This window comes from Flavobacterium sp. N502540 (assembly GCF_025947365.1).
Lineage (GTDB): Bacteria > Bacteroidota > Bacteroidia > Flavobacteriales > Flavobacteriaceae > Flavobacterium.
Map to the genome: position 1 here is coordinate 1,482,515 of NZ_CP110012.1, position 14,530 is coordinate 1,497,044.

Consider the following 14,530-nt stretch of genomic DNA (forward strand, 5'->3'; position numbering starts at 1 on the left):
GGATTTTTTTATGCTTTAAAACGACTTAAAACCAGCCTTTCTGTCCAACCTGATAGGTTTGATAAAATTCTTCATCTGATCTGGTGAGATAAATTATTCCTTCGATCACACCTATTATACCTCCTATTCCGAAAATAAATCCGAGAATAAGCTGGATAACGCCTTCTTTATTGTATCCTAAATAAAACTTATGAATACCCAGCGCACCTAATAAAATTGCCAGGATTCCCGCAACTACTTTTTTATTCTCCTCCCGATGAACCGGAGGATTGTTCCAATGTTCTGTTTTACTGTTTTCCATTTTTATAGTGATTTTTAGTTATTCTAAATTCAACGTTATGTGGATGGAATTCTTAGACTTAAAACCAGATAGACTGATGCAAAATATCATCAAAAGAGCTTTCTCTGATAAAAAGAACCAATCGAATCAAATGATAAAAGCCTAAAAAATAAGCCATGTTGTAAGCCAATTTTCTATTGTACAGTAGCCCTGAAAAATATTCTTTTTTAGTAATAATTTCAGTAGTCAGTATAATTATAGTGAGCCAGCAAAATACAATTACAAACGGGCCCAGAATATGGTAACTAAGCGACTTGTAGATGTCGCCTTCATAAAAATAAACTAATGACTTGGTAATTCCGCAACCCGGACAAGGGAAACCGGTTACCATTTTAAAAGGACAAAACGACTGATCTGTCTCCAGATGGTCGTTATGGTTGTCGAGCATTAAAAAAAACGGAATTATCAGTGTAATTGCTGCACCGATAATTCCGTAAATTTTACGTTTTATTCTACTATTATTTGTATAATCTGTTGATATCACCTTGTACAATCATTGCTGCTGCCATAGGAAAAAAGAACCCTAAAACAATTAATAAAGTTGACTGGTCTTTTTGAAGCTCTCCAGTTCTTTGATAAACTTTTGGCAACGCTTCTTTACCAGCTAAATAATAAAAATAAATATTTACCGGCATACAGCATCCTGCAAAGATTGCAACTGGCTGAGAGATAACCTCTTTTCCTGCTACGGCATTAAAAACCTCAGATACTTTAATATTCCAATAAATCAAGTACAATCCGCAAGTTAAAAAACTAAAAAGTAACACCATTATTGGATCTACTTTGAATACCGGAATTTGGTCATTAAAATTATTTGACGTTTCTTTAAAATCGTTTTCCATTTTTTACTAGTTAAAATTAATTGGTTATGTCCTACTCTTGGGATTTTCGGTTACTCCTTATTTAGAAACAATATTATTAAAAAATAATCTTAAAAACTAATTATAACCCAAAAACTCTACAGAAAAAACTCGTTATTTAATTGTAAAAAGGAAGTTAAATTGGAATCTCATCCTACAGACTAGCTATTAAAGACCGCTTTTATCTTGTCGGCTATTACCTGAGCCAGTCGTTCATGACTTTCGAACGTCCAACCGGCAATATGAGGCGTTAGCAAAACATTTTTAGACGCCATTAAATATCGCAAGGCTTCCGGTGTACTTTCTTCCTGAAATAAGGTTTCGAAAGATAATTTCTCATACTCCAAAACATCCAGACCTGCACCTAAAACCTTTTTCGTTTTCATCGCCTCTACTAAATCTGCTGTGACAATGTTTTTACCGCGTGAGGTATTTATAATCCAAAAGGGTTTTGAAAAAGCATTTATAAAACTTTGATCTACCATTTTATCCGTTTCAGGAGTCCACGGAAGATGAAGGCTCAGAACATCGCTTTTTTGCTGTAGTTCAGCTAATGACACCTGTCTCGCATTTTGATCTCCTACATTATCCAGAATATCGTAACACAACACTTCTGTCTCGAAACCGCGAAGTTTTTTCGCAAATGCTTTTCCCATATTTCCGTAACCAATGATCCCCACTGTTTTACCATCCAATTCATGACCGCGGTTACTTTCCCGATTCCAATGTCCTGATTTCACCTCGGCATCTGCCTGATTGAGATTATTAAACAAGGATAAAATCACTCCCAGCGAATGTTCTGCAACTGCATTGCGATTTCCTTCCGGCGCGGCAATTAAATGAATCTCTTTGGTTTCAGCATACTCGCAGTCAATACTTTCCAGGCCAGCCCCTACACGAGCAATAAATTTTAAGTTAGTCGCCTGATCTAAAAAGGTCTTGTCAATTTTAAAACGGCTTCGGATCACAATTCCGTTGTAGTTGGCAATTTTCGCTTCAATTTCTTCTTTAGAAGATTTAAAATCTGCGTGGTTTTCAAAACCTGCATCTTCCAATTGTTGCCATAAAATCGGATGATTGCTATCAATATGAAGAATTCTTATACTCATTGTACTCTATTTTATAAAACAAAAATACAGCTTATTCTTTATTTAAATTTTCTGTTTCAACTATTAGCTTCCGGAGTTCACAGAGATGTAAAAAAAAAATGACTTTAAAAAATTTGACTGCAGTAGCTTCTCGGTTTCGCCAAAAGAATCTTATTCATTGAAATTAAAACAGTTACACTATAAAATTTTCTATATCTTAACATTAACGAATTATTTAATTTCATACTTTTATACATGGATTTTTACTGCAGAAGTTAACACGCCGTTTTTTTGTTACATCACACATTGAATTTTAATTAAGTATCTCTATTTTAATCAATTAAACAACAGTAATTATGGCAACAAAAGATTTAACCATTATTTTGGTTCACGGTGCTTGGGGAGATGGTTCACATTGGCAACATGTAATTCCGGGACTAGTAAAAGAAGGGTATAAAGTGCGAAGCGTTCAAAACCCTTTGACTTCTTTACAAGATGACATCAATAAAACTCAGGATCTAATTGATGCTCAGGAAGGAAAAGTACTTCTGGTAGGACATTCTTATGGAGGAGCAGTAATTTCGGGTGCCGGACATCATGATAAAGTGGTGGGCTTAGTTTACATTGCAGCATTTGCTCCTGATGCAGGAGATAGTCTGGGAGCTCTTTTAGGTCGCAGACCAGGATCGGGCGGAGCCAGTATTTATCCTGACCCAAAAGGTTTTTTATGGATTAAGTACGATGAATTTCATGATGCATTTGCTCAGGATTTAGACCATAAAGAAACACTAGTCTTATCACTGGCCCAAAAACCAATACACGGGCAATGCTTTGGAGACATCGCAGGTGAACCGGCATGGAAAAACAAACCAAGCTGGTATCAAATTTCCAACTTCGATAACATGATTCCACCGGAAACAGAAAAAGAAATGGCAGAGCGAATGAACCCTAAAAAAATCATTCGTCTCGACGCAGGACATGCCTCCCTCGCATCACATCCCAAAGAAGTGACAGCCTTAATTTTAGAAGCAGCTGCTACATTCTAAAAAACACTCCTAACCGCTAATTATTAGCGGTTTTTTTATTTAATAAGACAACTGCATCCCGTAACGCGATACACCTGAATTTTTTATTCGTTCATTTTTTTTTAACTTTGAAAATATATGCCTTCAAAAAATCCCTTCTAAATTCACTGAACTTTTATAAAAATGAAATTAACAAAAACTTTTAAAGCCTTCTTCAACAATGAAAAATCAGGGGGACTACTCCTGCTTTTTGTTACCATCATATCGCTTTATCTTGCCAATTCATCTTATCAAACGGAATATATTGCTTTCTGGGAGAAAGATCTCAACGGACATTCGATCACTCACTGGATTAATGATGGTTTAATGGCTATTTTCTTTTTGTTAATCGGCTTAGAATTAGAAAGAGAGATTTATCACGGTGAATTGTCCAATATCAAAAATGCCTCTTTACCAATCATGGCAGCCTTAGGAGGCATGTTAGTGCCTGCCAGTATTTTTCTGATTTTAAATTTTGGAACAGCAACTCAAAACGGAGCAGGAATCCCAATGGCAACCGACATCGCTTTCGCTATTGGGATCTTATCTCTTTTAGGGAAAAAAGTCCCTTCGTCGCTAAAAGTTTTTTTAACTGCCTTGGCTGTTATAGATGACTTGGGAGCCATAATCGTTATTGCCATATTTTATACAACCTCAATCGCATTTGTAAATCTTGCAATTGCATTGGGAATCTGGATTTTCTTGTTTGTTTTGAATCGTTTGAAAATCCACAACCTTATCCCGTATCTTATCGGAGGTGTTGTAATGTGGTATTTCATGCTAAACTCAGGTGTTCATGCGACCATTACAGGAGTTATTCTGGCTTTTGTAATTCCGTTTGGAAATGGTGATGAAAATTCTGTTTCTTATAAATTGCAGCATTTTCTACACAAACCGGTTGCCTTTTTTATTCTGCCTTTGTTTGCTGTTGCTAATACCTGTATCGCTATTCAGTCGGACTGGCACGAAGGTTTGAATCACCCTAATACATTTGGAATTATCCTGGGGCTTGTAGTAGGTAAACCTTTAGGAATTTTACTTTTCTCGGCTATTGGTGTAAGTCTTGGATTGTGCAGCTTGCCTAAAAACTTAAAATGGGCTCATATACTAGGTGCCGGAATGCTGGGCGGAATTGGTTTTACCATGTCCATCTTCATCACTATTCTGGCCTTTAAAGATCCTGAAATTATTGTTTTCTCGAAGATCGCTATTCTGATTGCATCTGTGCTTTCGGGTCTTTTTGGATTATTCTATCTAAAGTTTACTTTGTCGAAGAAAAAGAAGGCCTAGTTTTTCATAAAACAATTAATTCTAAAAACTCTAAAAAACACAAAATCCAAATTCCAATGTATCAACCTGGAATTTGGATTCTTAAAATAATATCGTTTATATGTTATCCTTTAATTTGCTTCAAAGAGGTCTTAATTCCTTTTATTAAAGACGAACTGAAACCATTATGCTCCATTTCATTCAAACCTACAATTGTACATCCCTGAGGCGTCGTTACACGATCGATTAATTGTTCCGGATGTACTTGTTCCTCCAATAACATTTTTGCAGCTCCTTTGACCGTTTGAGCAGCGATGGCCAAAGCGGTATTAGAATCAAATCCAATTTCGATTCCGGCCTGCATAGAAGCGCGAATATATCTTAAGGCATAGGCTGTTCCGCATGCGCCAAGAACAGTTGCTGCATCCATTAATTTTTCATCAATTACAGGAGCAGTCCCCAAATTCTGAAATAAATCAACAATTGGCAATGCTTTTTCTCTGTCTTGTTCAGGGAAAGAAATACAGGTTGCCGATTCGCCAAACTGCGCAGCAATATTGGGCATAATTCTAACTACTGCAAATTCATTATTGGTTTTAGACTGAAGCATGTCCAGAGACAATCCACTTACAGCCGAGGCAATTGTTTTTCCTTTAATAACAGGTAAAATCTCTGCTAAAACAACGTCTACCTGATAGGGTTTTATGGTTAAAATAACCACATCAGCTTCCTGAATAGTATGTTTATTATCTGATGAAACCGTAATTCCGTACTCTGATAAATATTGAATACTGGCGGTGTTTCTTCTTGTAACGGTAACCTGATTATTTTTAGAGAATTTAGCAATTCCCAAGGCAATAGAAACCCCGAGGTTTCCGCCTCCTATAATGTGTACTTTCATTGCTTTTATTTGGCTGGTTAATAGCGAATTATTCGGTTACAAATTACGCCGATTTTAGAGATCAATAATCACTCTTATCTATTAATTTGTTGCAAAAACTTAGAATCCAAGAATAAGTTTGGCTACTCCGAAGTAGAGCATAATACCAAATACGTCATTGGTTGTGGTGATAAAAGGTCCTGTTGCAATAGCAGGATCGATTTTATTTTTATGTAAAAACAACGGCACTAAAGTTCCCAGAGTTGCTGCAAACAAAATTACTACAATCATCGAAATTGAAATTGCCATTCCTACCAGGTACTGTTGGTACATAATGGAATGATATCCCAGTAAAAGCAACGAAATAATAGTTCCCGAAATCATCGAAACGGTAATCTCCTTGCTAAAGTATCCTCTGCTGAATTCTTTTAGTGTTCCGTTTGCCAAACCCTGCACAACGATTGCCGAAGCCTGAACTCCAATGTTACCTGCTGTCGCCGAAAGCAACGGTACAAAAATAATCAGAGTTGAATATCTCTGAAAAGTGGCTTCGTTACCCTTTAGTACAAATGATGCAACAATTTCGATTACCATTCCAATTAAAAGCCATGGCAAACGCGCCTTGGTCAATTCCAGAACACTATCGTTTGATTCAACGTCCTGTGTAATACCCGCTGCCAACTGATAATCTTTATCGGCTTCGTCCTTGATTACGTCTACGATATCATCGATAGTAATTCTTCCTACCAAACGGCCTAACTCGTCGACCACCGGAATTGCTTCTAAGTCATACTTCTGCATGATACGGGCAACTTCGACATCTTCGGTATCAACATTTACAAAATTTAACTTTCTGATGTAAATATCTCCGATCTGTGTTTTGGTTGAAGTGGTCAATAAATCTTTAAGAGACAGCCTGCCTTTCAAACGATTCTCATCGTCTACGACATAAATTGAATGTACTCTGGAAACATTCTCGGCCTGAATACGCATTTCTTTGACACAGGTAAGAACATTCCAGTTTTCATTAACTTTCACCAGCTCTTTCCCCATCAAACCTCCGGCAGTATTCTCGTCGTAACGCAACAATTCGACAATGTCTTTTGCGTGCTCAACGTCGTTTAACTCAGAGATTACCTCTGCTTTAATGTCCTGTGAAAGTTCGGCGATAATATCGGCCGCATCATTGGTTTCCAGCTCATCAAGCTCTTCTGCAATCTCTTTAGGCGACAGGCGGCTTAAGATGTTTTCACGAAGATCATCTTCTAATTCCAGAAGAATCTCGGCCGTTTTATCACTATCTAAAACCTTAAAAATATAGGTCGCACCGTCGAAATCCAGCTCGTCCAGAATTTCGGCTATATCAGCATGGTGCAAATCATTAAGTAAAATTTCAAGTTCCTTGTCATTTTTCTTAACAATGTGCTCTTCTAATTGTTGGATTAAGTCTTTGCTAACTTTGAACTCCATCGGCTTCTATTTTTTGAGTCAGTTCAATAAATTCTTCTACGCTAAGCTGTTCAGGACGTTTATCAAAGATAGTGTCTTCTCGCAACTTATCAGTTAAATTTAATGTTTTCAAACTGTTACGTAATGTTTTTCGTCTTTGCTGAAAAGCCGTTTTCACTACTGTGAAAAACAATTTTTCTCCGCACGGAAGACTATAATCTTCCTTTCGGGTCATTCTCATCACACCCGACTTCACCTTGGGCGGAGGAATAAAGACGTTTTCATCTACTGTAAACAGGTACTCTGTAGTATAGAAAGCCTGAGCCAGAACGGATAAGATTCCGTAGGCCTTTGATCCTTTTTTCTCGCAGATTCGTTCTGCAACTTCTTTTTGAAACATCCCCGAAAATTCCGGAATCTGATGTTTAAATTCTAAAGTTCTAAAAACAATCTGTGTTGAAATATTATAAGGAAAGTTTCCGATAATAGCGAATTGCTTGTTCTCGTAAACCTCATTGATATTGTACTTCAGGAAATCCTGAGAAATAATGTTATCTTTTAATTTTGGATAATTCTCACCTAAATACGCCACCGATTCTGTGTCGATCTCGATCACGTGTGTATTAATTGGTTTGTCAAGCAAATACTTAGTCAACACACCCATCCCCGGCCCTATCTCTAAAACCTCATCATATCCGTTCAGGCTTAGAGTATCTGCAATTGCTTTGGCTATACTTTCATCCTTTAAGAAATGTTGTCCTAAATGTTTTTTAGCTTTTACTTTTTCCATTCTCTTTTCTAGATTCTTAGATTGTCAGACTACTTAGATTGTTAGATTATCGAATAATCCAAAAATCAAGTCATCTACTTCTTATTTATTTCGCGAAGCTGCTGAATATCGAGTAAATCTTTAGCTCTGTTCGCTTTAATCTTACTTGTAATCAGGTCTTCCAGTGATAAATTCATCAATGTTTTGATTCCACAATTTTGACATCCTATTTTGGTTTAATCACAATGAGAAAATTATCTTTATTCTTATCCTCTTTATTCTTAATCGGAAACCTGCTTACCTGTTCCATCAAACGAAAAAAAGCGTAAACTCTTTCGGTTTTAGACAACTTCAGAAAATCTTCCTGTTGCTGTTTGTTGCTTTCTTCTTTTGTTTGAAACCGAATCTCCATCTTTTCTTAGATAGTTAGATTGTTGGATTATTCGAAAAATCTAATAATCCAACAATCTAACTATCCTCCTTTTAATGTTCCGAAATCACTTCCAGCTCTGTCCTGAAAGAAAGCATTTTATCAGCGAATAATTCCAAGGCTTCTCTGTGAAATGCCGGTTCGTCTTCGACATAATAACGCTCTAACGTTTCCTTGCTATCTGTAACATATTGAACGGAATAAGTAATTCCGCCCATTTCTTCCTCAATCATCACCCTGACAATTCTTGCCGAAGAAAACTTTTGTGTGGCCAGGATTTCCGGTATGTGTTTCTCTTGCATCCACTTTAACCATTGCTCCTGAACGCTCTCGTGTATATTGGTAGTAACGTTGTAAATAATCATTCTTTCTAGATTGTTAGATTGTTGGATTGTTGGATTATTCGAAAAATCTAATAATCTAATAATCCTATAATCGGTACTATAAATTCTTGTCTCCTCTTAACTCCCGGTATTTTTTCCTGGCATCAACAAAGTAAATACTGTCCTGATGATTAAAAATTACCTTCTCATATAAAGGCTTCGCCTTTTCTGCATTATGCAATTCATCGTTGTAAATTTCTGCAGAGAAAAACAATGCTTCGTCGATATAAATTCCATCGCCATGATGGTCTATAATCTGCTGATACTGCGCCAAAGCTGAGGTGTAATCCTTCAGGCTTTCATAAATTTTACCTAAACGCAACATTGTAACAGCTTCAATTTCCTGTCCTTTAAACGTTTTTAATATCCCCTGAAACTGAGCAATTGCTTCCTGCTTTTTATTCTGATACATTAAAAAATCACCTTTGGCAAACTGCTTCAAAGCGGTTTGTGTTGAATCGGCAACTGTATTGTCGTTGATCAGTAAAAAATACTCAAGTGCATCATTGGCAATTAATTGCGTATTGGCCGCCTTCAATTCTTTAAACTGTTTCAAAGCCCACTCGAAATCACCTTTGTAATAACTTGTTTTGGCGGCTTTCAAACTCGCTTCATGCGCCATTACATCATTCTTCAAATCCAACTGAATTTGCGAATAATAAATAAGTGCCTGATTGAATTTCTCTTCTAAAAGCAGAATGTCTGCCAGCTCCATTTTCGCATCTGCCTGCTGATAGGCATTCAGATTTAATTCCAGCGCTTTTTTAATAATATCCTTGCCTTCTTCTGTCTTTTTAAGATTAAAAGCCAGGAAATGTGCCTGAATTATTTGCAAAGATAAGGTAAAAGGAGTTATTTCATAGGTTATGAGCAATTGTTGTAGTTCGGAATTGATTAATGGATACTCTTTTTCCTGCGCTTTATCAATTTTTATCTGCATCAAAGACGAATTTGTCTGAATGAGTAAATCACGATCTTTAGTCGTCTGAAGAATAAAATTGAAAATTTCCTCTGCCGTGTCAGTCTCATCTTCATTTAACGCAAATTGTCCCAGATTAACAATACTTGAAAGTGATTCCGGGTCGCGTTTGTAGATTGCTTTTTCCTGAATAAAGGCTTTACCGAATTCTTTCTGCTGCACATAAAACCAACTCAGGTAATGATTCCAAAACACATCCTGATCTTTTTGTGTTCTCAAAATCAAAGCTTTTCGCATTGCATCTTTAAAAGCGGTATTATCCGTTTCGCCGTTCATGAAACGAGACAGCTGTGTCTGTATTAAATTTGCGTTCTGTGGATTTTTGTACGATTCTGTCAGTAAAAGATCAATCATCTGATCCGTCTGTCCTAACTGTCCGTACAGCATTCCGATTTGAAAATTGAAGTTATAATTCGGCTGAATTGACATGGCGGTCTGATAGGCTCGTAATGCATATTCAAGCAATACTTTTTTCTCAAAAGAATTACCAACTCCGTAAACATCATTCGGATTGGTTCTAATCTTTTCGATCGCCTGTTCGTAGTAACTTTTGGCTTTAGCATCGTTTTTCTGCAGTTGGAAATTATACCCTAACTCTACTAAAAAAACGCCTTGCTTGTATTTGTTGTAACGATCCTGAATTACTTTCTGTGCAGTCTCAAACTGCTGCAACTGCTGATAACAGTCAATTGTTCTTAAAAAATATTGTGTGTTGGACGGCGAACTGTTTAAAAGTTCTTCGTAACTGATTTTAGCTTTTTCAAAATCACCTTTATCGTAATAATACTGCGCAAGCTGTTCATTCTGTGAAAATGCAAAAGCAGACCAGAACAAAACGATATAGATGATGCTGTTTTTCATATTTTAGCTTTTTTTTCAGTGTTCAGTGACAGTTCTCTATCTCAGTTTGCAGTCGCAGTTTACAGTTTGCATTGTTCAACATAGACTGAGACTGAGAACCGCGACTAAAAACTAAATATAAACATTCTTCCTAGACTTCCAGACAATCAGTCCCAGGCCTATCAAAATAAAAGGAATACTCAATATTTGTCCCATGTTAATGAACATACTATTTTCGAAAGCTTCCTGATTTTCTTTGAAAAACTCAATTACAAATCGCGCCAGAAACAGTAACATCAGAAAATAGCCAAAGATCAAACCATCCGCTTTTCGTATCTTCTCTGATTTGTACATCGTCAGTAAAATTACAAAAATCAACAGGTAGGCAAAGGCTTCATACAGCTGTGTCGGATGCCTTGGAATTAAATCGTCTCTCTGAAAAACCACACCCCAGTTTCCATTGGTGGGTTTTCCGTAAATCTCAGAATTCATAAAATTTCCAAACCTGATAAAAGCTCCTGTAACCGGAACTCCAATTGCCATTTTATCTAAAAGCCACAAGAATTTAACTTTATACTTTCGGCAATATAAAACCATAGCGGTTAAAACTCCGATTGAACCTCCGTGGCTTGCAAGCCCTTGGTATCCAACAAATTTATAAACTCCTGCTACTTTTTGTATGGGCAACAGAATTTCTATCGGATGCTGTAAAAAATAAGACGGTTCGTAAAAAAAACAATGTCCCAATCTCGCTCCCAAAATAGTCCCGACGATTACATAAACCAATAAACTATCAAGATTATCCAGCGAAAGATTTTCTTTTTTATAAATATTACGCACTATGGCGTAGCCCAGCAGTAATCCGCAGGCAAAAAAAGCACCATAATATTTTAGTGGAAAACTATCTGTTATCCAAAAAATAACGGGATCTGCGTCCCAATTTAAAATCCCTCCCATCTTCCTCTTTTTTTTAGTATTCAGTCTCGGTTTACAGTATTCAGTCACAGTGTTCAATGCAATTCACCTCAAACTGAGGCTGCAACTGAACACTGTGACCGTTACTGGAAACTTTATTTCAATCTTAATTTATAATATCAAATCCACAGTATGGACGTAATACTTCCGGTACTACGATTCCTTCCGGAGTTTGATAATTTTCTAAAATTCCGGCCAAAACTCTTGGCAATGCCAATGAACTTCCGTTTAGAGTATGTGCCAATTGATTTTTCCCGTCTTTGTCTTTGAAACGCAATTTCAAACGATTGGCCTGAAAAGTCTCAAAATTAGAAACGGAGCTGATCTCTAACCAACGATCCTGTGCTGTTGAAAACACTTCAAAATCATAAGTCAAAGAAGATGTGAAGCCCATATCACCACCACACAAACGTAAAACACGGTATGGTAATTTTAACTCTTTCAAAATCTCTTTTATGTGTTCAACCATTCCGTCTAATGCTTCATAAGACTTATCCGGATGCTCCACACGTACAATTTCTACTTTATCAAACTGGTGCAAACGATTCAATCCACGTACGTGAGCTCCGTAAGAACCTGCCTCACGACGGAAACACGGTGTATAAGCAGTATGCAAAACTGGCAGATCGCTCTCGTTTAAAATCACATCACGGAACAAATTCGTAACCGGAACCTCAGCGGTTGGAATCAAATACAAATCATCAACAGTTGAATGATACATTTGCCCTTCTTTGTCCGGTAATTGTCCTGTTCCATAACCTGAAGCTTCGTTTACCAAATGCGGTACCTGAACTTCGTTGTATCCGGCAGCAGTGTTTTTGTCTAAAAAGTAATTGATCAAAGCACGCTGTAAACGGGCTCCTTTTCCTTTATAAACCGGAAACCCTGCTCCAGTAATTTTCACACCCAATTCAAAATCGATGATATCATACTTTTTCACCAACTCCCAGTGTGGTTGTGCTCCTTCGTGCAAAACCGGAATATCTCCTTCCTGAAAAACATTCAGATTGTCATCCGGTGTTTTTCCTTCGGGAACAATATCAGCAGGAAGATTGGGTAAAGTGTATAATTTATTGGTTAATTCGGCAGCTAAAGCTTCTGCTTTTTCGCCCAATTCTTTGCTTTTTTCTTTTAAGGAAACTGTTTTTTCTTTCAGGATTGCAGCTTTCGATTTCTCGCCAGCTTTCATCAATTCCCCTATATCTTTGGACAATTTATTAGATTCGGATAAAGTGTTGTCTAATTCTACTTGTGTTGCGCGACGGTTTTCGTCTAATTGCACCACTTCTTCCACAACGCTTTTAGCATCGATATTTCGTTTTGCTAAAGCCTTGATTACTTTCTCCTGATTCTCTCTAATAAATGCGATTTGTAACATAGCTTGTTTTTTATAACTATTGTATTTTTTTTATAATGGAAGCAAATTTAAGGAAATGTTTCCTAAGATCATGACAAAGTTGGTTCTAAAGTTATTTCGGGGCTGTACCACAGAGATACGCAAAGAAAACACAGAGATACGCAAAGATTATTCTTTACTCTTTACTCTTCACTCTTTACTCTTTAATCACCCTAAAACTTGCTGTTGAATCTGCCGTAGTCACTTTAAGCACATAAAAACCAGAAGGCAGGCTTGAGACGTCTATCTTTCCATCTGTACTTTTTCCTTTTAAGACAGAAACCGATTCGAAATTAAAAAACTCATAATCAAAGTTTTCGGCATTAAGATCTTTTATCGAAATCACACTTATTGCGGGATTCGGGAAAACATATGGTTTTTTCGTATTTGCATCTTCATGCTGAGTATTATTGCAAGCACTTTCCAACCATGCTGATAAATCTGTTTCATCATAAATCAGAGCATAATTGAGCGCTTTTGCTTTTTGAAACAACTCACAGGCTTTTTTGTATTTATGCTGCTCTACATAAATAATCCCCAGATTCTTCATCGCGTACGAATTATTTTTATCCGTTTCTAATGCTGCTTTTAAATCGGCGATTCCTTTATTTGATTCTCCTAATTTGTGATAGATTAAACCCCGGATGGTTCTTAAATCTCTGCCACCGTAAGCCGAATTTCTGCCTGCAATTGTTTTTTCAGCCGCAAAAACTGCCGCAATATTTTCCATCGCTTTTTCATAATTGCCTGTATCGCTGTACAATTTCGCGAGGCTCCACCTTGCATATGCGTGATCCGGTTTTACAGCTGCAATTTTCTCCAGATAAAAACACGCTAAATCGTATATCTTTCTTCGCTGGAGCAATGAAGCAAAATTATAGAGGATGCGTAAATCGTCCGGAGCACTTTTTATGGCTTTATGGTAATACTGGATCGCAAAACTATCCATTTCGAGTGATGCATAGACAAAGGCTAATCTGTCGTAAAGCTTGCTTCGAAACAAATCTTTCTTTTGCTCTAACGAATCGGCCAAAACAATACTTTTATTTTTAGGATCTTTATCAATCGAGTACTCGACTTTTTTTAAATCTTCGAGTGCCAGCGTAATATTGCCCAAACTAACACTTAACACACCCCGATTGTACAGATCATTAACTTTAGTGGGATTGTAATTTGTTTTGGCATTGATTTCAGTAAGCAGTTTGAGGGCTTTTTTTACCGATTCTTCCTTGTCTTTACTGAAAGGCAGTTTATGATCGGTTCTGCCAACCAATTTCCCATGCGCAAAATTCCAGGTGACTAACTTTTCGCCTTCCTGATTGTACTGAAAGCAATCGGAATCTTTGAGCCCTTTCTCGTCGTAATAAAAAACTTCGTTCAATTTTCCGTTCGGATAATACGTTTTGGTGCTGTCCGGATTTTTATCTGCTCCGTACCAAATTTGCACCGAAACGACCTGATCGTCGTAATAATACCGGGTAACATTATCAGTTGTATTCGTATTGTTCACCTGACCGGATAAAACTACCGGCAAAAACAACAAGGCAAAAATTGCCTTTTTACAAATGGAAATTTGTTCTCTCAAGATTTTATTGATTAGACGGAAAATGCAATTTCAGGTAAAATTATTTATTTTATTTCAGGACGGATTAAAATCCACCCCAACAATACTGGCCGAGCCGAAGGCTCTTTCCTGTAAACTTTGTAGGACGGATTAAAATCCATCCCTACAATATGTCTTGAGCCAAAGGCTCTTTTCGGTTAACTTTGTGAAGCTTTGTAAAAAACTCCGCGAATCTCTTTGACAA

Annotated in this window: 14 protein-coding genes; 2 read left to right on the forward strand and 12 right to left on the reverse strand. The window is 37.0% G+C overall.

Annotated elements, in window-relative coordinates:
• Positions 1-25: 25 nt before the first annotated feature.
• From OLM58_RS06615 to OLM58_RS06630, 4 genes are all read right to left on the reverse strand, one after another.
• Positions 26-301, reverse strand: a complete 276-nt coding sequence (locus tag OLM58_RS06615) for a TM2 domain-containing protein (RefSeq protein ID WP_017495912.1) — start codon at positions 299-301, stop codon at positions 26-28.
• Positions 302-359: 58 nt separating this feature from the next.
• A complete protein-coding gene (locus OLM58_RS06620) occupies positions 360-824 on the reverse strand; it encodes a DUF2752 domain-containing protein (protein ID WP_017495911.1) in 465 nt (154 codons plus the stop codon).
• Positions 799-1,182, reverse strand: coding sequence for a DUF4234 domain-containing protein (locus tag OLM58_RS06625; protein ID WP_017495910.1), 384 nt, complete (start codon positions 1,180-1,182; stop codon positions 799-801). Before OLM58_RS06625 ends, OLM58_RS06620 begins: the two co-directional genes overlap by 26 nt.
• 179 nt (positions 1,183-1,361) lie before the next feature.
• A complete protein-coding gene (locus OLM58_RS06630; protein ID WP_264531674.1) occupies positions 1,362-2,309 on the reverse strand; it encodes a 2-hydroxyacid dehydrogenase in 948 nt (315 codons plus the stop codon).
• 335 nt (positions 2,310-2,644) lie between these two features.
• Here OLM58_RS06630 and OLM58_RS06635 point away from each other — a divergent pair, with 335 nt between their 5' ends.
• Positions 2,645-3,334: an alpha/beta hydrolase gene (locus tag OLM58_RS06635; protein ID WP_264531675.1), complete on the forward strand. Its 690-nt coding sequence runs from the start codon at positions 2,645-2,647 to the stop codon at positions 3,332-3,334.
• A gap of 162 nt (positions 3,335-3,496) precedes the next feature.
• Positions 3,497-4,642, forward strand: coding sequence for a Na+/H+ antiporter NhaA (gene nhaA, locus OLM58_RS06640; protein WP_264531676.1), 1,146 nt, complete (start codon positions 3,497-3,499; stop codon positions 4,640-4,642).
• A gap of 103 nt (positions 4,643-4,745) precedes the next feature.
• Here nhaA and proC read toward each other — a convergent pair whose 3' ends face one another.
• From proC to OLM58_RS06680, 8 genes are all read right to left on the reverse strand, one after another.
• A complete protein-coding gene (gene proC / locus OLM58_RS06645) occupies positions 4,746-5,522 on the reverse strand; it encodes a pyrroline-5-carboxylate reductase (RefSeq protein WP_264531677.1) in 777 nt (258 codons plus the stop codon).
• A 99-nt stretch (positions 5,523-5,621) separates the two neighbouring features.
• Entirely contained in the window at positions 5,622-6,971 is a 1,350-nt protein-coding gene (gene mgtE, locus OLM58_RS06650) for a magnesium transporter (protein ID WP_264531678.1), read from the reverse strand.
• Positions 6,955-7,740, reverse strand: a complete 786-nt coding sequence (rsmA, locus tag OLM58_RS06655) for a 16S rRNA (adenine(1518)-N(6)/adenine(1519)-N(6))-dimethyltransferase RsmA (protein WP_017495904.1) — start codon at positions 7,738-7,740, stop codon at positions 6,955-6,957. The genes mgtE and rsmA overlap by 17 nt, the downstream gene beginning before the upstream one ends.
• A gap of 462 nt (positions 7,741-8,202) precedes the next feature.
• Positions 8,203-8,514 carry a DUF4286 family protein gene (locus tag OLM58_RS06660; protein WP_017495902.1) on the reverse strand — a complete coding sequence of 104 codons (312 nt, stop codon included), beginning with the start codon at positions 8,512-8,514 and terminating at the stop codon, positions 8,203-8,205.
• A gap of 76 nt (positions 8,515-8,590) precedes the next feature.
• Entirely contained in the window at positions 8,591-10,372 is a 1,782-nt protein-coding gene (locus OLM58_RS06665; protein ID WP_264531679.1) for a tetratricopeptide repeat protein, read from the reverse strand.
• A gap of 111 nt (positions 10,373-10,483) precedes the next feature.
• Positions 10,484-11,308 carry a prolipoprotein diacylglyceryl transferase gene (lgt, locus tag OLM58_RS06670; RefSeq protein ID WP_264531680.1) on the reverse strand — a complete coding sequence of 275 codons (825 nt, stop codon included), beginning with the start codon at positions 11,306-11,308 and terminating at the stop codon, positions 10,484-10,486.
• Positions 11,309-11,432: 124 nt separating this feature from the next.
• Entirely contained in the window at positions 11,433-12,704 is a 1,272-nt protein-coding gene (gene serS / locus OLM58_RS06675) for a serine--tRNA ligase (protein ID WP_264531681.1), read from the reverse strand.
• Positions 12,705-12,879: 175 nt separating this feature from the next.
• Entirely contained in the window at positions 12,880-14,307 is a 1,428-nt protein-coding gene (locus OLM58_RS06680) for a T9SS type A sorting domain-containing protein (protein WP_264531682.1), read from the reverse strand.
• Between the last annotated feature and the right edge of the window lie 223 nt (positions 14,308-14,530).